Annotated in this window: 18 protein-coding genes; 4 read left to right on the top strand and 14 right to left on the bottom strand. The window is 35.6% G+C overall.

Annotation, left to right across the window (positions count from 1 at the left end):
• Positions 1–179: 179 nt before the first annotated feature.
• The 4 genes from BM121_RS11180 to BM121_RS11170 all read left to right on the top strand — a co-directional run bounded on the left by BM121_RS11180 (position 180) and on the right by BM121_RS11170 (position 3,840).
• Positions 180–1,064 (top strand): TIGR01777 family oxidoreductase, encoded by an 885-nt coding sequence (locus tag BM121_RS11180; protein WP_091483722.1) that lies wholly within the window; start codon positions 180–182, stop codon positions 1,062–1,064.
• A 115-nt stretch (positions 1,065–1,179) separates the two neighbouring features.
• On the top strand, positions 1,180–2,352 hold the full coding sequence (locus BM121_RS11175; protein WP_091483721.1) for a TraB/GumN family protein: 1,173 nt from the start codon (positions 1,180–1,182) through the stop codon (positions 2,350–2,352).
• 116 nt (positions 2,353–2,468) lie between these two features.
• Complete coding sequence (locus BM121_RS22540; protein ID WP_281244818.1) at positions 2,469–2,603, top strand: hypothetical protein; 135 nt, start codon at positions 2,469–2,471, stop codon at positions 2,601–2,603.
• A 409-nt stretch (positions 2,604–3,012) separates the two neighbouring features.
• Entirely contained in the window at positions 3,013–3,840 is an 828-nt protein-coding gene (locus tag BM121_RS11170; protein ID WP_091483720.1) for a CAP domain-containing protein, read from the top strand.
• Positions 3,841–3,940: 100 nt separating this feature from the next.
• Here the strand turns inward: BM121_RS11170 and BM121_RS11165 are convergent, their stop codons facing one another.
• From BM121_RS11165 to BM121_RS11100, 14 genes are all read right to left on the bottom strand, one after another.
• Positions 3,941–4,612, bottom strand: a complete 672-nt coding sequence (locus tag BM121_RS11165) for a DUF1129 family protein (RefSeq protein ID WP_091483719.1) — start codon at positions 4,610–4,612, stop codon at positions 3,941–3,943.
• Positions 4,613–4,942 carry a PadR family transcriptional regulator gene (locus BM121_RS11160; protein ID WP_091483718.1) on the bottom strand — a complete coding sequence of 110 codons (330 nt, stop codon included), beginning with the start codon at positions 4,940–4,942 and terminating at the stop codon, positions 4,613–4,615.
• Between the two features lie 138 nt (positions 4,943–5,080).
• Positions 5,081–5,944 carry an ATP-binding cassette domain-containing protein gene (locus BM121_RS11155; RefSeq protein ID WP_091483717.1) on the bottom strand — a complete coding sequence of 288 codons (864 nt, stop codon included), beginning with the start codon at positions 5,942–5,944 and terminating at the stop codon, positions 5,081–5,083.
• A complete protein-coding gene (locus BM121_RS11150; RefSeq protein WP_091483716.1) occupies positions 5,941–6,342 on the bottom strand; it encodes a GntR family transcriptional regulator in 402 nt (133 codons plus the stop codon). Before BM121_RS11150 ends, BM121_RS11155 begins: the two co-directional genes overlap by 4 nt.
• Positions 6,343–6,359: 17 nt before the next feature.
• Positions 6,360–7,136, bottom strand: a complete 777-nt coding sequence (locus tag BM121_RS11145; RefSeq protein ID WP_091483715.1) for a hypothetical protein — start codon at positions 7,134–7,136, stop codon at positions 6,360–6,362.
• A gap of 18 nt (positions 7,137–7,154) precedes the next feature.
• A complete protein-coding gene (locus BM121_RS11140) occupies positions 7,155–7,637 on the bottom strand; it encodes a small multi-drug export protein (RefSeq protein WP_091483714.1) in 483 nt (160 codons plus the stop codon).
• Between the two features lie 144 nt (positions 7,638–7,781).
• Positions 7,782–9,185: a sugar porter family MFS transporter gene (locus BM121_RS11135; RefSeq protein WP_091483713.1), complete on the bottom strand. Its 1,404-nt coding sequence runs from the start codon at positions 9,183–9,185 to the stop codon at positions 7,782–7,784.
• Positions 9,186–9,523: 338 nt separating this feature from the next.
• Positions 9,524–11,146, bottom strand: a complete 1,623-nt coding sequence (locus BM121_RS11130; protein WP_091483712.1) for an extracellular solute-binding protein — start codon at positions 11,144–11,146, stop codon at positions 9,524–9,526.
• Positions 11,147–11,232: 86 nt separating this feature from the next.
• Positions 11,233–12,132 (bottom strand): carbohydrate ABC transporter permease, encoded by a 900-nt coding sequence (locus BM121_RS11125; protein ID WP_091483711.1) that lies wholly within the window; start codon positions 12,130–12,132, stop codon positions 11,233–11,235.
• A gap of 16 nt (positions 12,133–12,148) precedes the next feature.
• Positions 12,149–13,102, bottom strand: coding sequence for an ABC transporter permease (locus BM121_RS11120; RefSeq protein WP_091483710.1), 954 nt, complete (start codon positions 13,100–13,102; stop codon positions 12,149–12,151).
• A 301-nt stretch (positions 13,103–13,403) separates the two neighbouring features.
• Positions 13,404–15,683, bottom strand: coding sequence for a helix-turn-helix domain-containing protein (locus BM121_RS11115; RefSeq protein ID WP_091483709.1), 2,280 nt, complete (start codon positions 15,681–15,683; stop codon positions 13,404–13,406).
• Positions 15,684–15,815: 132 nt separating this feature from the next.
• Positions 15,816–18,233 (bottom strand): glycoside hydrolase family 31 protein, encoded by a 2,418-nt coding sequence (locus BM121_RS11110; protein WP_245780786.1) that lies wholly within the window; start codon positions 18,231–18,233, stop codon positions 15,816–15,818.
• Between the two features lie 123 nt (positions 18,234–18,356).
• Complete coding sequence (locus BM121_RS11105) at positions 18,357–19,775, bottom strand: family 43 glycosylhydrolase (RefSeq protein WP_217649313.1); 1,419 nt, start codon at positions 19,773–19,775, stop codon at positions 18,357–18,359.
• A 64-nt stretch (positions 19,776–19,839) separates the two neighbouring features.
• Entirely contained in the window at positions 19,840–22,089 is a 2,250-nt protein-coding gene (locus tag BM121_RS11100; RefSeq protein ID WP_091483708.1) for a glycoside hydrolase family 95 protein, read from the bottom strand.
• Positions 22,090–22,156 lie beyond the last annotated feature (67 nt).

The raw sequence follows: 22,156 nt of genomic DNA, 5'->3' as shown, positions 1-22,156 counted from the left end.
CGCTTATGTAAAAGAAGAATACTTATAATTTTATACATATCATCTTACTCCGTACTTCCCTTTACTTAACTTCCTATTTAACTGTTAATTATAACAAAAATATGCACAATTCACAGAAAAATTTTACAATGACCATCTATTTGGTATGATAGAGAAAATATGTAAATAGGAGGATTTGGATGACAAAAAAAGTGGTGCTTGCTGGTGGCACAGGATTTATCGGCAATTATTTCCAACAAAAATTCGAAGCACTTGGTTATGAGGTAATGGTGATCGCAAGGAAAGCTCCAGCGATTACGTGGAATGATCATGAAAGGATGGTTCACGCCTTAGAAAATGCTGAAATGGTAATTAATTTAGCAGGAAAATCCGTTAATTGTCGTTATCATGAACAAAACAAGAAGGAAATACTTCAATCTCGAACTGGTACGACGAAATTGTTAGGAGATGCCGTAAAAGCTTGTGAAATCCCCCCAAAACTATGGGTGAATGCTAGTACTGCCACGATCTATCGGCATGCTGATGATCGCCCGATGACAGAAACAGATGGTGAAATCGGAACAGGATTCTCTGTGGATGTCGCAACAAAATGGGAGAGTGCTTTTTTCCAATGTACTGTACCAAAAACTCGTCAGGTAGCTTTAAGAATCGCCATTGTATTAGGTCCTGATGGCGGGGTCATTACACCATATAAAAATCTAGTAAAATTTGGTTTAGGCGGTGTTCAAGGTGATGGACAGCAAATGTTTAGCTGGATCCATGTCGAAGATTTATTTCAAATCATTTTATTTTTAAACGAAAAAAAAGAAATGGAAGGGGTATTTAATTGCTCCTCCCCCAATCCAATTCCCAACCATCATTTGATGAATGCATTACGCGAGCAGTTGAACCGTCCTGTTGGTTTACCAGCACCTGCTCCATTATTAGAATTAGGTACGCTGTTTTTACGGACAGAAACCGAATTAATTTTAAAAAGCCGATGGGTAATACCAGAAAAATTATTAGACGCCGGTTACACCTTTCGTTTTCCGACAATAGAACAAACACTCAAAGATATATTATAAGGAAGAAAAAAAGCTTTTACTAAATTATCAACACTGTTAGTATTTTTTTTGATCATAATCCGCTATACTAGTAATAGTCATTTAGTAGTTATTTTATAAAAGGTAGGAATCGTGGATGTCGGATCAAAATGAAAATATTACAAGAATAGAACTTGACGGGAAAGAATACATATTAATTGGAACTGCTCACGTGTCTAAGCAAAGTGCAGAGCAGGTTAAACAAGTAATTGAACAGGAGCAGCCTGATTCCATTTGTGTAGAATTGGATAAACAACGATATGAATCGGTAGTCAAGGGTAGTAATTGGCGTGATATGGATATATTTCAAGTAATAAAGGAGAAAAAGGCAACTTTATTATTAATGAATCTTGCTATATCCTCTTTTCAGAAACGGATGGCAAAACAATTCGGTATTAATCCTGGCCAGGAGATGATTCAAGGTATTGAATCCGCCGATGAAATAGGTGCAGAATTGGTGTTAGCTGATCGAAATATTCAAATCACATTTGCACGTATATGGCGAAGTATTGGTATCAAAGGGAAAATGTTGCTACTAATGCAAGTATTAGGCGGTGTCTTCTCCAAAGAATCAATCTCAGAAGAAGAACTCGAAAAAATGAAAACACAAGACTCGATTGACAGTGTATTAAGCGAATTTTCAAAAGCTTTCCCACGCCTAAAAAAACCATTAATTGATGAACGAGATCAATATTTAGCACAGAAAATTAAAAAAGCACCAGGTGAGAAAATAGTGGCGGTATTAGGCGCTGCTCATGTTCCTGGAATTACGAGAGAAATTCAAAAAGAACAAGATCTCCAAAAATTAACGAAACTACCTCCAAAATCGAAAGCACCTAAAATTATTGGATGGTCAATTCCGTTAATTATTATAGCGTTGATCGCTTATACATTTTTGTCTAATCCTGTAGCAGGCTGGCAACAAGTAAGCAGCTGGCTAATTTGGAATGGCGGCTTTTCCGCTTTGGGTGTAGTATTAGCATTAGGTCATCCTTTAACGATTATAACTGCATTAATAGCAGCACCGATCACTTCACTCAATCCATTAATAGCTGCTGGTTGGTTTGCTGGCATTGTACAAGCTTTAGTTAAAAAACCTCATGTATCAGACTTTGAAGCTTTATCGGATGATGTTCATACCGTAAAAGGCTTTTGGCACAATAAAGTTACCAGAATACTACTAATTGTTGTTTTCGCCAACCTTGGTAGTACATTGGGAACAATTATTGCAGGTACTGATATCGTTCGATTATTTATCAACAATTTATAGGTAAAATGGACTTTTCTTGATGAAAAGTCCATTTTTTTATGTTATAACTAGAACAAGTGTTCGACTTTGTGGTATACTATAGACAACCCTCTCCACAGAAAGGGGGTGTGGAATATATGGAAGTGGCGCTAACAATTATTGCATTAGCTGTTAGTATCGTTGTTGCTTGTCTGAATTTAACAACTGCGATCATGAACTTAAAAAGGCATAAGAAAAAGGATCACCGCTCTGCCAAGCGACGATCCGATTAAAAGCCACACGAGTGTGAGGATTTATCCTCACACTCACTCCATATTCTACTTTCATTATACAAGAAATATGTATGATATGTAAACGAATTTTACTTGGAGTTTCCCTTTCTTTTGAAAATCTACTCCATATTCCTTTGACCGCATTTTTAATTTTTCAAAGTTTGTCATATATGCAATAAATCAGTAACAAAATGTCATAGTTTTTGGCTCCTATAAACTTGTCAAGAGCACATTTTGATTATTTTTTTCTATTATTGACAATTTTTTCTACTCTACTTTTTTTAAAAATGCTTGATTAAAAGATTAGAATTCCTCGTAACTCAGTTGGTAAAATAATCCACTATTATTACAATAATTCCATGCTATGATGAGTGCGTACAAAAAAAGAACACAAGGAGTGGATTACTTTATGATAAAGAAACTATTAATGACGCTGCTATTAATTGGAGCGTTTGTAATGACAACAGGATTTTCAGCAAATACGACCGTATCTACACAGTATCATGTCCAAAGTAATAGTTTAACAGAAACAGAAAATTTCTCTGAATCTACTATTCAAGAGTTAATTGATAAATGTATCGGTGATAAATCGATTGAAATAGAGAAACAGGCAGAGCAGAAAGAAACAGAACAACCAGAGAAAGAACAAACACCTGATGAATCACAACCTGAAGAGAAACAAACTAATGAAGAACCAGAGAAATCAGAACAAGAAAGTAATAATAATGAATCAGAAGAGAATGCAGAGCAAGTAGAAGTTCCTGAACAGGAAGAAGCAAAACCAGAGGAACCTTCTAAAGAAGATAATGCACAAGAAAATACAGAGGAACAAACTGAAGAGACTAATCAAAGCTCTGAAATCAGCCAATTCGAAGAACAAGTCGTTGCTTTAACAAATCAGGAACGTCAAAAACAAGGATTGTCAGCACTAGAAATCGATACAGAATTAAGCAAAGTAGCTAAACAAAAATCAGAAGATATGGCCGCAAATGGGTACTTTAGCCACAATAGCCCGACATACGGCTCTCCTTTTGATATGATCCAACAATCAGGTATCGATTACCGTACTGCCGGTGAAAATATTGCGAAGGGTCAGAAATCTCCAGAGGAAGTAGTAAATGCCTGGATGAATAGTGAAGGCCACCGAGCGAACATTTTAAATGAAGACTTTACACACATCGGTGTTGGATATGTAGAAGAAGGAAATCATTGGACACAACAATTTATAGGTAAATAAAGAGTGAATTTCACTTATAAGCGGGCTTATGGCCCCTTGTTCACCATGAATAAACTAACAAAACCCTAGAGATTCTATTATCTCTAGGGTTTTTCTATCTTTAAGCTTTCTTTTGAAAAACTCTCGCTAATATAAAAAAGCCAACACCGACCAACATTAACCAATAAACCTCTAATGTTATTGCAGGGCCAAAAGATGGCACAAAGTAAAACAACCCCAGAAAAATACCAAATGGCAGAGCTCCAAGAAATAAACCAGCAAACAAAAACTCGAATGTTTTAGATACATTCTTAAAACAAGACCATCTGATATACCTTAGACAACCATAAACAACCAGAAAGGCAATCACAAGTGACAATAACGTATTTATTGATAAACTTCCAATATAATACGTTTCAAAAGATTCTAATCGACCAAATCCATAATAAACAATCGTACTAATCAAACCATTAATAAACGTTGCAACACCCAGAAAATAACATACCCCCATAAAAAATAGCATGAGTAACTTCTTTGTAATCGTTTGTGGCAACTCACCAACTATTTCATTGGCATATTTTTTGGGGTCGTCTCCGAATAACTCAGAAGCATCCCTTCCTTCACCCTGTAATATTAACAAATGATCCAGTAATTCCATTAATACTTCTTCCGTTTCAGCCCCTGACTTCTGATATGACAAGCGTACATACATCAGCATATCTTCATAAATTTTCTTATTTTCTTTATTCAATAGCTTTCTTTTCTCATTATTCTGCGCAATCAAGCTTTTCATTTATAATTCCTCCTTACTTCTTAATAACTGATCAACTGGCTTCTTCACATTTTCCCAATTCTCTCGGAAAGTGAGTAAAGACTCTTTTCCTGCATCTGTCAATGTGTAATATTTTCGATTCGGTCCACTTGGTGATTTTTTCATTTCTCCTTGAATTAACTTCTCTTTTTGTAGCCGTAGTAATATCGGATAAATTGAGCCTTCACTGACATCCAATCCTTGATTTTGTAACTTCATTGCCAGCTCATAGCCATAGACTGTTTCACTTGCAATAATAGCTAAAATGCATCCTTCTAATATCCCTTTTAGTAACTGACTTCTTACTGCCATAATCTCACCTACCTTGTAATGCAAGTTACTTAATTAAAAAAAGAACAAGAATTAGTATCTTGTTATACAATATAGTTACATTGTATCTGCTTTAACTTTCTATGGCAAGTAAAATCTCCGAGAATTTCTCAAGAGATTTTACGATTGTAAGATATATTCCATGATCTCGTGTAGTTCTAACCGTTTTACATGGGTTATCTCTATATGTTGTTGTTTCAATTCTTTTTCTATATCTAATAGTTGATTAGTTACGATTTGCGTTGGACTTTCTTCTATTTGCCACACTCTTACATCATCTTTTAATTGATTAGGCAAATGAGATAACCATACTCTAGCCCAGCGCTGTTGCACCTCATCTTTTTCAAACATATCTTTGATTTGGCCATCAGCTAACAAGCAGATATAATCGCATAATTGCTTGACTTCCTCCTGCTGATGAGTAGCCATTAGAATTGTATGTTGGTCATCTTCCATAAACTGCGATAAATCCTCTCGCATTCGTTGTTGAGAAATCAAATCTACATTAGCTGTCGGTTCGTCCAATAATAAAAGCTTAGGATGATGAGCCATTGCTAAAACAAATTCTATCTTTTTCTTTGTACCCATCGAACAATGAGCAAATTTCTCTTTCCGATTAATGTCATATCTATTAATCAACATCTCATAGTATGCCTGATCCCAATTGGTATACCAATGTCCAACAAGTTCACTAAGCCCATCCACGGTGAATTTATTAAAAGCCTCATATAGGCCACTACCTACATATCCAATACGTTCTTTAACTTGAACTTCTTGTTCATTGATGTTCATTCCAAATAGTTTGACGTTGCCATTATCGGGTTGTCTTAACTTGATAAGCAATTGTAATAGTGTGCTTTTTCCTGATCCATTAGATCCTAACAGAGCTACAACCGTACCTGCTTCTATTGCAAGATCGAGTTGGCCCAACTTAAAATTTTTATATCGCTTTTCGAGTGATTGAATCTCAACGACCTGATTCATTCCTGATTCTCTCCTTTCGCTAGATCATCAAACACTTTATCGCTTATCTCTCTTAACTGTTTGAGTGAGTACCCCATCAACTTGCTTTCTTCTATCGCTTTTTTAAAGGTTGAATATACGACTTCTTCCCTTATTTGCATCTGGGCATTCGACTCTAAGGCCTTTATAAAGGTTCCTTTTCCTTGCACCGTTTCAATAAAACCGTTATTCTCGAGATCTTGATATGCTCTTCTTGTCGTAATGACACTACAAGATAGATCATGCGATAAAGCCCGAATAGAAGGCAGTGCTGTACCTGCTTGCAGCTGACCACTGACAATTAATGTTTTGATTTGTAGTTCAATTTGATAATAAATTGGTTCTTTACTATCATCTGAGACTACGATTGGTAGCTTCATTCAGTCTCACCTTCCATCTACAGATAATCTCTCTCAAGGAGTCGCTTTTTTAATAATTTCGTCATTGTAATAACTCCCAATATACTACAAATAATCGAGGCTATCACTGGAATAATCGGAGATTTTGAAATAAGCAAAATGGTTGCTTCCACGACACCTACTTCCCAGATTTGATAGACAAGCAGGAGGACAATGATCAAGCATAACGTTATTATAAATAGAAAAATAAATAATACTTTTCCATTTGTACCAGATTCAATATACGTAATTACACTACCTAACGCTAACGCATAACCGATCCAAAACAACATGAAGGAAAGAAAGTAATTAAATGAGAAATAATCAAAGAATGCAGCTGGTACACTTAGAATAATAGTTAAATAGAAAGCAGCTGACAATAGCACAAATATAGATAGCATAACTAGAATTCGACTGGCTGTCAGTACATTTGTTGAAATCGGTAATGAACGATAAACCGCTAATCTCTTACCAAATGGGTCCTCTTTAATTGTGCGAAAACTTAGATAAGGACCCCACATAAACAAAGTTGAAAAGGATGGTGTGAGTCCCAAAAAAATAATATCTATTATGATACTATCTATATTAAATGTGTGATTATCAAATATGATACGATTTGCATATGATGCAGAATCTCCAAATATGTTTAGTACAAATGCATTAATGGTTGGGACGACTAATATTCCAATCAAAATCGTTACAAGTAATGTAATTATAATACCAGGAATCTGCATCTTTAATTCTCTTTTCGTTAGCCACCAAGATTCTTTCCACATATCACTCTCCTCCTTTCATTATTGTTTGGTAAAGAACTGTTCGATAAATGGATTTTCCACATCCATAAATTCAAATCCTAAGATTGCCAGTATAGTCAATAGCAAACTCCAGCCAACGATACTTATCGTCATCCATAGTGTTACTTTTTTCTTTGTACCACCAAAAATCAAACTTAAAAATGCGACTAGATGACTACCGATAAAGAATGGGCCGATGATGGTTAACCCTGGTAATCCATACTTTTTCCAAATTCGTTCAGCCTTTGCTTGCCTTTTCTCTGATTTTCCTGATTCCTCGTTCTTTTTCTTTCTCCATTGTTTCATTTTATCAATAAATAGAATAACAATATAGACTGTCAAAAGATTCCCCAATACTGCTAAGACAAAGGTCGGTATAGGTGATAAACCTGCCACTACCGCTATTGGTGTAAGGTAAATAGCTTCAACAAATGGTATTGCCGCCAGTAAAAAGACAAGCAGATACGCCCAAATTAATTCCATTATTTCACCTCAAATCATTATAGTGTTCATATCATTATATACAGTATAACAATTTTTGATTTCCAGTCAAGACCAATTTTAATTAAAAAAGCTGACCAGGGTACATTTTACCCCTGATCAGCTTTTTTCACAGACACTTTGTAATTAAACCAATTCTTCTTGTACTTTTTCTTCTTTTTCCACTTGTTTGTCTGATTTCCATAGTTGACCGATTTCTTCCAATGTTTTGTTCTTTGTTTCTGGAACGATTGTCATAACGAAAATGAAACAGATAACATTGATAACAGCGAACATCCAGAATGTGAACGAGCTACCCATGTTGCTGATGAGTACCGGCGTGAATTGACCAATTGCCCAGTTAGCTCCCCATAAGAAGATTGTTGCAATCCCTACTGCTTTTGCACGTAAGTGGTTTGGGAAAATCTCCGGAATCATAATCCACGGAATAGGACCCATGGATACACAGAAGGAAGCTGTGAAACCTGCGATTAAAATAATCAATAATACGCCTGCATTTGCCGGTTCAAAAAAGAATACACTCCCGATCAAGAGCATAAAGGTCGCCATTAAACTGGACCCAATTGCCATTAATCTCTTTCTGCCTACCTTATCTATTAAAAAGATCGCTAAAATTGTAAAGACAACTTGTACACTTCCAATAATACTTGTTGCTAGAAATTCGGTGTTGTTCTCAAAACCTACACTACGGAAAATATCCGGACCATAGTAAGTTACTGCGTTCATACCGATAACCTGGTTAAATAGTGCAAGGAAAATCCCCACACCCATCGCCATTCTTAAGCCTGGCTTTACAAGTTCTTTCACGGAACTGCTCTGTTCTACTTCGATAGAATCTTTGATTTCTTTTGCTTCTTTCTTAGCAACTTCTTCACCGTTAATTCGTTTCAAAATATGAAATGCATCTTTGTCTTTTCCTATTTGAATGAGATATCTTGGACTCTCTGGAATAAAGAATAAAAGGAATAAGAAAATAATTCCCGGAATTGTTCCATAACCTAACATCCAGCGCCAGCCAACCTCTAATCCCCATTCATGGCTACCACTATTTGCTACAAAATAATTAATATAAAAAGTAGCACAAATACCGAAGATCGTGAATAACTGATATAACGAGCCTAAACGTCCACGAATTGCTGGTGGTGCACACTCACTAATGTAGGTAACAGATAAAGCGGATGCAAAACCGATCCCAAGACCACCTAATATTCGTGCTAATACTAATGTTGTTACATCAATCGCAAAAGCAGAACCTAGTGCTGAAATAATGAAAAAGATAGCAGATACCATCAACAACTTCTTACGACCCCAACGGTCACTTAAAAATCCGGATAATGCAACCCCTGTGACACCACCAATCATGACACATGAGATTACCCAACCTTCCATTGCCGGACTTAAATCATATACTTCCTGCAAATATCCAATTGCACCTGAAATAACAGCGGTATCAAAACCGTATAAAAGACCAGCCATGCCGGCAGAAGATGCAATTAAAATAACATACCAAAGTGAATGTTTCTCTTTCATGATAAATCCCCCATTATGATAAATTGATATTGTTTTCTTTTTATTTAAGATATAACCCTTTTTGATCCGCTTTCATTCGGTTATAAAAGGTTATAACTTTAAGATGTCTTTAATTTATCATGTATACACTTTCATGGGAGCGTCATCATCTTCACTTTTTTGTCATTTGCTAGATTATTTTGTTATATGGGGTGAAATTTAGGCTGATAGTTCTAAATAACCATTTTCTGGTGTATTTAGTTTTGTTAAACATTATCCTAATAACTCGTTTTATCATGATCTAAGTTTTGAATTGTTATAACTGAAGAAGCTGACAACTATGCCAGCTTCTTTAATAATTAATCTTCATTTAAATAATTATCATATGCTTCTTGATTAATTTCAACATATCTATCGATACCGAGAGATTCTAAACCTGCCACATAGTCATCCCAGTCATTTTCTAAACTTAGCTCTCCTGTAATAAATTGGACAGCGCTTTGCTCAACATTATCCATAATATTTGTTTCTAAAGTTGAGTATTCGTCTTGAACTTCTTCAGGATACCATGCTGCCCAGAATGGAAATTTCTCTTCTGGTTCTTTACCTTCATATAAATAGGTTGCTTCTTGAAGACGTCTTTCGAATCCTTCATCCGTATAGATATCCTCTGCTTGTACTTGACCATCACGGAACTCTCTTGGTTGGAAATATTGAGCTGCCGCTGACCAGTTATTGTTTGTTGGTTCTTCAGGGTGTAACAACTTCACATTTGGTTCAATCTTTTCATTTATTGCTACATCCCCTTCTTCAGGAGCAACCCAATCTTCTCCTTCTACACCGATGTGAGCACGGATCATGCCGTCTATAGTGAACATATAATCTAATAGTTCAATTGCTTTAACCTGAACCTCTTCACTCGCTTTATTAGTAATGGCAAAACTACCACCATTAGTAACTGGATAATTATATGTTGCATATTGATGTTTTGGACCTTGTAAAGGTTCAATTGCATCAAAGGCAGGATGATTCTCGTTATCGATAAATTCCCATGGATGCTGAGATGCGGCCGCACCTAAAATAACAGCATCTGCATTATTACCTAACTGAATAAAAGCATCCCGATTTTGTGTGAAAGCTCCCGGATCAATCAGACCATCCTCATATAAAGAACGAATATATTCTAATCCTTCTTTCCACTCTGGAGTATTTGCAGCAAAACTAACTTCTCCATTATTTACAAGTAATCTAGTTTGTGCATCATCATATATAAAGCCATTCATTAATATAGGAATGACGGAATGATTAGGCGAAGCCGCAGAACCACTTAGTGGAAGTTCGTCCTGTTCACCATTCCCATTAGGATCTTGTTCTTTAAATGCTGTCAATACTTCTTTTAGTTCGTTATGTGTTGTAGGTTCCTCTAATCCTAATTCATTTAGCCAATCAGTATTTAACCATAATTTATTTGGCCAAGTACAATGAAAACATTCTTCTAATCCAGGTATACTATAAATATTTCCGTCTGGTGCAGTTGCAATTTTTCTGAATGAATCACGTTCTTCTAGAACTTTAGATAAATTTGGTGCATGCTCTTCAATTAAACCATTTAAAGGAATCAAAGCACCTTGTTTTCCATATTTCAACACTTCACTTGGTGCAAATCGATCCACCCAATCAACCAAAAAGAAAACCTCTGGATAATCTCCACTAGCTAACGATATTTGTCTTTTCTCCTTTGCAGCTGAAGAATCATAACCAGTTTTTTGAAAGTCAAAATTGATGTCAAATTTATTTTCTGCAAATTCGGTAAATGAGTTCGTCTCTAAATCCATTTCACCATTTTCAGCAATAAAAACAGACATGTTTGTCGCACCGTCAGAATTTTCTTCCTCACTTGCTTCATCATCAGAATTACAAGCAACTAGAACAAACATTAGTGATACAATAATTACCCACGTATGAAAACTCTCCCATTTCATTCTAATTTCCTCCCTTATAGTAAAAAAATATTATTATAACTAAAAATCTACTCTTTCATCACCACCTTTAATAACTAAAGTGCGTATTATCCCTTAACAGAGCCGAGTAGCATCCCTTTAACAAAGTACTTTTGTGCGAAAGGATAAATAATCAAAACAGGAATACTTGAGACAACAATTAATGAGTACTGCATTAAATTTGCCAACTGTTGTCTTTTTTGTTGTTCAGCAATGTCTTGATTGGCGCCTGATTCAGATTGAGTGATCAATATTTCTCTTAATTCTAACTGTAATGGAAATAAATCTTCTGTTCTTAAAAAGATCATCGCATCGAAATAGCTGTTCCATTGAAATACAGCATACATTAGAGCAAGTACTGCTATGATCGGCTTCGATAACGGTATAACCACGTGCCAAAGGAATCTTATGCTACTACATCCATCCATTTCACTTGCTTCCACCAACTCTTCAGGAATACTAGTATAGAAAAATGTTCTTGCAATAATAATTTGCCAAACAGCCATCGCCTTAGGTATAAGAATTGCCCAAGGAGTATCTAACATTCCTAATTTCTGGACAACTAAATATTCTGGAATTAATCCACCATAAAAAAGCATTGTAAGTAAAATAAAAATCATAAAGAAAGTCTTACCATAAAAGTTTTTTCTAGAGAGTGGATAGGCAAAAATTACTGTTAAGAACACCGCAATTAATGTATAACCAATCGTATAAAGTATTGAATTTCTAAACCCTCTAATAACATCTGAATTATTAAATACTTCTATATATCCCTCAAGTGAAAAATCGACTGGCCATAACCAGACTTGCCCAGAGGTTACAGCTTCAGGACTACTAATTGAAGCGCTCACAATATAAACCAGTGGATAAAGTATTACGATCATCAATACACTGAGAAAAATATAAATTAACGTTAAAAATAATCGGTCATTATAGGATTCTTTTATTGTCCCATTTTTACTGCTCATAGCGTTTTACTCCTTTCTACCATAATCCATTACCTGATACTTTCTTTGCTATTGCGTTAACTATAATCAATAAAATTAAATTGATGATTGAGTTGAAAAATCCTACAGCTGTAGCAAAACTAAAATCAGCATTGATAATCCCCATCTTATAAACATAGGTTTGTAAAATCTCCGAAGTTCCTAAATTTAAAGGATTTTGTAATAAATATACTTTTTCAAACCCTATTGCCATTAAATTACCTACACTTAAAATTAAAATGATTACTATAGTTGGCATAATTGCCGGTATATCAACATTCCAAATCTTTTGTAACCTAGAAGCTCCGTCAATCTTAGCTGCCTCATATTGCTGTTTATCCACCCCAGCAAGCGCTGCCAAATAAATAATGGCTGAGTAACCAGTGATTTGCCAAGCATCTGACCAGACAAATATTGATCGAAACATTTCTGTTTGTCCTAGGAAATTAACTGCATCAAGTCCTACAGCTTCCATTAAATTGTTCACTATTCCTGTTCTTGGTGATAGCATCAATATAATCATTGAGACAATAACGACTGTAGAAATAAAATACGGTGCATATGTAAACATTTGTACAAATCGTTTAAAAATACCATCTCTTATTTCATTCAGGGCTAATGCTAACAATATTGGAAGCGGGAACGTTACAGCTAACTGATAAAGACTTAGAAACAACGTATTTTTTATCAGATCCCATGCAACTGGGTTGTTAAAAAAATTCTCAAAATGCTTCCAACCTACCCATGGGCTTTCTATGATACCTTGAACCACATTATAATCTTTAAATGCAATTACTGCGCCCAACATAGGTACATATTTAAAAATAATGAAATACAGTACTGGCAACATCATAAGAATATATAATTGCCAATGCCTCTGAAAACTTCTTTTAGCGAGATGCCATTGTGTTACTTTTTTTATTTCTTTTGATTGTTCAAGTGATTCATCCATTTCAGTTTTACCCCCTTCTTTAAATTCTTCTCAAACAGGAAACGCTTACAAGAAATTTATCATGTTTTTCAAATACAGCAAACAGACAACTGAATTTAAAGGGTACAATACCGATGAATTAAACTTTTTAACTAAATAGTACATATTTAGATGGAGGGTACATACTACGAAACGCTACTAACATCGCTCAAAACAGTACTTTTCGAGTGAGATCATCTTAAACAACCTTCTATCCTAGCTGATTTTGAAATAAAGAAAAAGTATCTGTTCATATGTATGAACAGATACTTTTTCTTTCTATTTATTCACTTGTTTTTCTAAATTGATTGGGTGTCATATTGTGAATTCGTTTAAAAGCTCGTCTAAACGAATGGGCACTATTGTAACCTACTAGCTCTGCTATATCATTGATCGTTTTCGAAGAATTAGTTAGCAATGTCATCGCTTCTTCCATTCTTATTTTTTCTAAATATTCATACAAGTATTCTCCGGTTTCTTCTTTAAATATTTGTGAAATATACTTTTCTGGCCGTGATAGGTGCTCTGAAATCATATAAATCGTTAAATCTGTACAAGAAAAATGCTCGTGCACATAGTCTTTTATAGCATTCACAATAGAATGGTTTGATTCTCTACGATTTTTATTAACAAATTCACAATAAAGCTGTAGAACTTCTATTAACCGTCCTTCAATTTCCTTCATGCCTTCCTCGAAAGATATAGCTCTTATTTTCTGGCGCAAAATTTCAGCGGTTTTATCATTCCTAAAAGCATATTGATCCAACGCTTTAAAAAAGGTACCTTTTAACTCAGAGATAAGCTGTTCGTGCATATCAGCTGATAAATTTCTATTGTCCACATTCTCTTCTAAAAGTTCATGTAAAATCTGTTCAGCCTCTAATGTTTCTCCTTCTTTCAAATTTTTTAAAAATCGAAATTCATATTCTAACGGATAATGGAAGACTGTTGTTTCTTTCATCACCGCATCATACCAGTACATCCCTTGCTTTTCATTAGAAAAACTAGCAAAATCTATCGCATGCTTTGCCTCATTATAAGATCGACTAATATCTGATAATGATTGAAACGGGTGTCCGAGACCAATTTTTAATAATACCCGATACTCCTCCTGAAATAGATTTTGTAAGGATGTAAACATTTTTTCGATCTCTTCTTTTAAGACTTTATCGCCTTCTTGATCCAAAAATATATACACTAGCTTATCAGATTGAATAGTGGCCACATAAAAATTATCAAATATTTTCATTGATTCCTGCTTTATAACTATGCGGATTGCATTTAACTCTTGATAAATTTCACTACTTGACATATCTTCATAACCTTCTACTTTAAGGATAGAAACATAACCATGATTACAAGATAAATTTACATCTGCTTGTTTCGCAAATTCATGGAGATTACTATTTCTTTCAGTAATCTCTCCAGACAACAACTGTTTAAGAAAGGCATCCTTCAAGATTGGTTTTTGCTCTGTTAATTGCATTTGTAAATCTGTATTTGTAGAAATTAACTTCGAAATATTACCATGTAAAAAATCGTATTCATTTTTAACATCGGGATCCGCATATTCTTTTAATGTTTTAATGACATTGTTTATCGGACGACTGTTTCTATAAGCAAAAAATAGTGCTATAAACAAGCCTATAATAAAAGTAATACCAGTAACTGTCCAGGTAATATACTTTATCGGAGCCGCTTCTTGAATTAATGCTTTTTGTGGAATTCCCGCAACATATAACCAATCATTTTTCTCAGATTTCTCTGTAATCAGCATTGTCTTATTTTCCAAATAAATAGGACCTTCTTTGTTTATAACTTTTTCTTTGAGTGGATTAATTTTTTCCTTATCAATGCCATTTGCAGTAATGAGTTGATGGTTTTCATCTAAAATAAATGCCCATCCATTAAATTGTTGCTCTACTCCTTCAATTAAATTACTAAGCAATCGATTTTCTATCGGTATAATAATTGAACCTGTATGATCTGATAAATTACTCATTGGTAAAGGCTGAACATATGTGATAACATTTGTAGACGTCTCACCTTGCATATAGAGTTTACTAGGAATAATTTGTCTCTCATTATTCAGTATAGCTTCTTTCCATTCCGACATCGTCATATCCGTATAGTTATCATTTTCATAGAAATGATAAGGACGATAATACACTGATCCTGGTGTTACAATTAGGTCGGAATTTTTCAGATAAATATATAAATCTCCTAAGAATTCATTGGTTGTAGCATAAGAGGAAAGTTTATTATCCAATTGTTTAAGAGTAGATATAATCCTTTTTTTTTCAGAAGCATCTTTATTCAGCAAAAAATTCAGGTCTCTGTCTAACGACAACTGCAGAACAAAACGGTCAATCTCGTCTATGCTTTGCTCTAGTATTTTTTTACTTTGATTTAGAACCTGTCGACTATTAATAATTGAGTATTTTTCAGCCGTATCTAAAGAAACCTGATAAGATATAAAGCCAGACACCATTGGAATTATTAAAATCACAAGATAAGAAATTAAAAATCTCCTAAAGATTTTGGAGGATTCTATGCGTTTCATATTGGTACCTCCTCAAAGAAATTCAAAGTATTGCCGAACTTCTAACATACTTCTGTTGTGTAACTTAATCTTATTTATTATAAATGTGCAGATGACTGGAATTTATTAACATAAAATTTCTATTTTCTCACATTAAAAATTAATGATTGTCTGCTCTCCGGTATACCATATCTTCCTTTGATCGATATTCTCTCCCTCACCACTAACAATAATCAGCACTAATTCCATCGACGTTTTCATACCAGGATAAGTACCTTGACGATTTTCTATGACTAGAAGATTGTTTTGCTCCTCCCAACGAATCGGTATTGTGGCATATGCTCCCTTTTCGTAATTATAGCTATCTCCTTCATCGTCGTACCACAAAAAACTCCCATTGTTCCCTTTATAAACATGTATTTCTATAGGGAGGTTTGTTTCTTCAGATGTATACTGAATAGTAGGACCAATTGGTACAATAGCGCCAGCCCGAACATATAGTGGCATGGTTTCAAGATCAGCATCTGCTTCAATGGTTTGTCCACCAAGGAGGCGTTGATTCGTCCAAAAATTATACCAATCAGTACCAGCCGGGAGATAGACCGATCGTTTTTTAGGTACCACTTCCAATTCTACAGAACCACTTTCATAATACATCGGATCTGTTACAGGGTTAACAAGAAATGATGGACCGAACATATATTGATCTTTTATATCATAGGTGTTCGAGTCATTTCTAAAATCAAAAGCTAATGTACGCATCATTGTATAATCTTCGTGCGTGACCCAACCAGCAACTGAATAAATATAAGGCATGAGACGATATCTAAGCTTAATATATTTTACCAACGTATCGTAGAATGGTGTATCCGGTTCACCAAATCGCCATACCTCTCTTGGCGTATCTGCACCATGAGAGCGAAACATCGGTAAAAAAACCCCGTATTGTAACCATCGAACATAAAGCTCACGATAGCCTAAATCCTCACACCCCTCTTGGTAGTCACCATTCCAGAACCACTGCTCCCTATCTGATACGAAGAAGGCACCGATATCTAGTGTCCAATATGGTATGCCAGTAACACACATGTTTAAGCCATCTGCAATTTGGTTGCGTAACGTCTTCCAATTAGCAGCAATATCACCAGACCAAGTAATGGCACTGTATTTTTGTTGCCCAGCATATGATGAACGCGTTAAATTAACCACACGTTTACTTTCCGTAGTCTGTCGTTGATTTTCATAGAGACCTTTTGAATGGAGAAGCGAATAGGCATTAATATAAGCCGGGTCTAAATATTTTTTTGCTTCTTGCGTATTGATGAAAAGGCGCTCTTCCGGCTCCGGTTTGATTTCTCCCACCCAATCAGCTTCGAAGGGTTCCGTACAATCACACCACCAGGCATCTGTACCATGTGAAAATATCCCTTCATTTGCTTGCTTCCAATACAGGTTACGCGCCTCCTTATTAAAGGCATCATAGTTCGCTTGATTTCCCAGTAAATAACCTTTTTGTTTCATTTCTATATGGTTTGGTCCATCATTACTCATAATCGGCCAAATTGATACCATTAATTTAGCATTCAACTTATGAATCTCCTCCATCATTTCGGTTGGATTTGGGAATCTATCCGGGTCAAAGGATTTTTGACCCCAAAGTTCTCCGGTCCAAGACCGCCAATCTAGTACAATTAAATCCAGAGGAATCTGTCGTTGGCGATATTCTTTGATGATCGAGATCAATTCTTCTTGCGATTTATACCGTTCTTTCGATTGTACATATCCAAAGGCCCATTTTGGTAAAAGTGGTGCTTTTCCTGTGAGATAACGATAACTTTTTACAACCTGATCAAACTCAGGGCCATAAACAAAATAATAGTCCATTTCACTATCCACGTCGGTCCAAATATAGGAACCATGTATATCATCATGGAACTTCATCGTCGAATAACTATCGACGATAATCCCATACCCTCTTGTCGAAACCAATACAGGTACAACTGCTTTCATATTTTGTTGATACAGATATTGATGGGTCCCTCTTAAGTTAAGAACACCTTCTTCGTGTGAACCTAAACCATAAAGCGCTTCCTCATTAGCCCATTCAAATTCAAGTTTAGTTTGATAAGCCATGCGATCTACCACATGTTTTATCGGAACAGCTTTAGCACGAGCACCATCTACATTTTGCGAATTTTCTATCTCTGTATTATCATCATAAACAGGTTTAAGGACTTCGGTTGGCAGCAGCGTTTTGCCACCCCGCTTCGGCTCCTTTGTTAAAAGTTTTCCAGAAGCGTCTTTATAAGTAAAGGCAGCGTTATTTTTATTAATATGAATGTGGACCTTTCTTGTAGAAAATATAATAGTATTTTCTTTTTCCTCTACAGAATACTCCATGTTTTTTTGGGTATCTGGCTCTACAAAAAAGCTTTCCTCTTCACTAAATTGGTTCTCTAGAGTATAACGTATACGAATGATAGACTTCGTGTAGGGAATTATTTTCATTAAACCCGTTCTGCCTTCCAATAACAAATGATCTTTCTGTTGAATATAGTTTACTACTTCCACTACGCTTACCTACCTTTCGTGATTTGGTATAATTATTTATTTTTTGGGGTTATAAAAAAAACTCTTAGATTTCAGGTTAAGTACCCAGAGAAAATATGCAGGATACCAATTTTAATTAGCTATTTATTCCAACGTAAAAGAAGCTAGATTTGCTCGACCATTACCTGAGTATGAAATATACAATGCTTGAATACCATTGGGAATCTTGATAGCAGATGAATATTCTGTCCATACATTAGTAAACTTAACTGGCAATTTGACTAATGCTGGCCCGTTCCAAGATGTTTTTACTTCAAAAGCACCATTACAATATCCTCTCACCTTAATTTTTATTTTTGTTATTCCTTGGCAGTCAAAGTATTTAAAGCCAGCTGTTGCAGACTCAGTCATATTGGCAATATACCCTATTTCTTCATCTTCATCTTTTCCATCCTGTGTAAGTTTAGGGAATTGAGTGTCCATCCAGAGATCACCTGTATACATTGCCTCGTCATCACAAAAAAGATTACATGCTAGATATGCAGGATACTCTCCACGTCCGATAAGCGGCTTGCCATTAGCACCACATGATGTCATCTCTACCTGAGGAATCGTACCATCTGCTAGAATTTCTATTGGTTCGATACATCCTTGACGACTGAAATTGGAACCATTGGTATGGCGATGATAAAAAATATACCACTTATTCTCAATTTCAATTATGCTGCCATGATTATTCCCTCCATAGTACATAGGCTTGTTCGCAGGTTTATAAGAATCAATATGCATGTCGTTATTACTTACAATAACTCCTTCGTATTCAAAACCTTTTGTCGGATGTTTGCTAGTAGCGTAACACAGCTCATGCATGACAATAGAAGAATAGATGAGATAATAAGTATCTCCTATTTTCCTCATGGAAGGCGCCTCAAAAAACTCATGACCTTCAAAACTACTACCTTTACTAAATGGTTCACTTGGTGTAATTGTTACCGTCTCTTCCATAATGGTAAGCATATCTGGTCCCAATACCGTCGCCATAGTACCACTTCTTGATGTATCACCAATAGCACAAAAACCGGTGTAAAGATACGTTTTATCTCCTTCAGTCAAAACACCAGGATCAAATTGCGGCTCGTCCCCATCTCTTTCTCCTAAACGACCGCCATCTTTATCCTGAACATAACCATAAAATTCGTACTTTCCAGCAGGATCATCACATACTGCCACAGATACTACGGAGACTTTATCCAGTACATAATACAAATAATACCGTCCGTCGGGGCCTACTGTAACATCTGGTGCATAAAGACACATATTTATTGCATGATTTAATGGATCATCGTTTTTATTGTATATCACACCTTCATAACGCCAGTCTGTTAAATCATTTACAGGTGCAGACCAGCACACATAATCATTTAAACAATAAGCATGCCCATTAAAACGATCATGTGATCCATAAATATAGACTCTATCATTGAAAACATAAGGTTCTGCATCTGGTATATACTCCCACGATGGTAGATATGGATTTACTGCTTGTTCTTTCAGTGTTTGCATCTTAATTCCCCATTTTCTATCATATTTTTTTAATAACCTTTAACCTTTTTACTCATAAAGTATATTACTCTTTGTTAAATACTAACGGATAGGTGTTGCCAACCTTCGTTTCAAACTCTGTTCTTTCATTATTAAATAAGACTACACATTTTTCTCCTTCTAATGAATGAATAACTGCTTCTTTCAATTCACCCTTATCCCAAGATAAGTCCACTTCGAATCCACCTCTTGCTTTTAGTCCACTTACTTGCCCAGTCGTCCATTCATTAGGTAGTGCTGGGAGTATATGTAACTCACCAGTGTGACTTTGAAGCAACAGTTCTGCAATACCTGCTGTTCCACCAAAATTTCCATCGATTTGAAACGGAGGATGGTTATCAAATAAGTTTGGTAAGGTAGATGACTTAAGCAATTCAAGAATATGCTGGTAAGCTAGTTCACCCTCTTCTAAACGGGCCCACATATTAATAATCCAGGCACGACTCCATCCAGTATGACCTCCACCAGATTGTAGCCTTCTTTCTAGTGTTACTTTTGCTGCTTTTACTAGATTCGGTGTAGTGCTTGGTGATATTTGTTTTCCAGGATACAACGCAAACAAATGTGAAATATGTCGGTGACCTGGCTCTTCTTCATCATAATCTTCTAGCCATTCTTGAATTTGACCATGTTTTCCGATTTTTGGTTTTGGTAATTTCTCTCTTAATTCGAGCAATTGCTGTCGAAACTTTTGATCCACGTCTAAAATTTCACTAGCATCAATACAGCTTGTAAAGAGAGCAAATATGATTTGGCTATCCATTGATGGGCCTTCACATAATGTTCCCTTTTCACCATTTGGTAAAATGTACGTATTCTCAGGTGATACAGAAGGAGTTGTTATTAACAGTCCATCTTCATTTTCTATTAAAAAATCAACAAAAAATAAAGCTGCTTCTTTTAAAGTATCGTATGATTTCCCCAAGAATTTCACATTACGTGTAAATTCAAAGTGCTCCCACAAGTGTAAACATAACCATGCGGCACCCATTGGCCAAATAGTTGCTGGCATATAAATGTCTTGAGGTGCGCTGTCTCCCCATATATCAGTATTATGATGCGCAGTAAATCCTCGACATCCGTACATACTTTCCGCAGTTTTTTTACCATTTTTCTTTATTTTTTCAATATGTTCAAATAACGGATCATGGCATTCAGATAGATTACAGACCTCTGCTGGCCAATAATTCATCTGAGCATTGATATTGATAGTAAACTTACTGTCCCAAGGTGGCAGCATTTTCTCGTTCCAAATCCCCTGCAATGTAGCTGGTAACGAATTAGGTCGACTAGAAGAAATGAGTAAATAACGCCCAAACTGAAAATACGTGCTAATTAATGATAGATCCTCTTTACCTTCTTTCACTAAATCTAAACGTTGATCTGTAGCCAAATCTGAATTATCTCCATTATCGTGACCTAAGTTTAAATTTACTCTATTAAATAATTTCTGATAATCTTCCACATGATTCTGTCGTAACTCTTGGTACGCCTTTCCTGATACATGCTCAACACTTTTTAAACATTGACGCTCCGGGTCATCATAACGGTATGATGTAGCTGCTGCTAAAATCAATGTTACTGCATCTGCTTTTTCAACGATTAAATGATTTCCAAGAGTTTTGACTGAACCTTTGTCAAGTATTGCCTTTATTGCACATCGAAAAACTATACCATCTTTTCCACCCGTTTCTCCTCGCATGACTATTGAATTGTTTGATATAGATTCGAGTTCATCGTAGTTTCTTGCGTTTCCTCGATCTAGCAAGGTACGAAATGAAATAGAGTTCTCTTCAGAGGCAGTTAGACGGATCACCATCACCTGGTCTGGATAGCTGGAAAATGTCTCTCGGTTAAACGCGACATCGCCTATAGTATATTGCACCTTCGTAATAGCATTATCCAAATCTAACTCTCTAGAATAATTAGATGTCTCTGTTTCATTGTGATTCATATTTATTAAAAGATCACCTAGCGGCTCATAATGGCGTTGTGTTTCCGGAGTACCTGTAAAGGCCAACGCTGCTAAATCTTCCGCTTCTTTTAATCTTCCATCAGATAATAACTTTCTAATTTGAGGTAAGTGCGCTAGTGCATCTGGATTATTTCGATCTCTCGGCCCCCCGTACCAAACTGAATCCTCATTTAATTGCACTCGTTCCTTATGAACCCGACCAAAAACCATTCCACCTAATCTGCCATTTCCTATTGGTAAAGCTTCATTCCATTCCTTTGCTGGTTGTTTATACCAAAGGTGTCTGTTTAAATTTTTCATGATACATCTCCTTTCTTAATTTAACGTTGGAATTTTACAATTAAGACGTATTTTTGTGACATGAAAT

The organism is Gracilibacillus orientalis, assembly GCF_900114645.1.
Lineage (GTDB): Bacteria > Bacillota > Bacilli > Bacillales > Amphibacillaceae > Gracilibacillus > Gracilibacillus orientalis.
The sequence above is the reverse complement of the archived record's forward strand: the minus strand, read 5'-3'. Positions and strand labels throughout refer to the sequence as shown.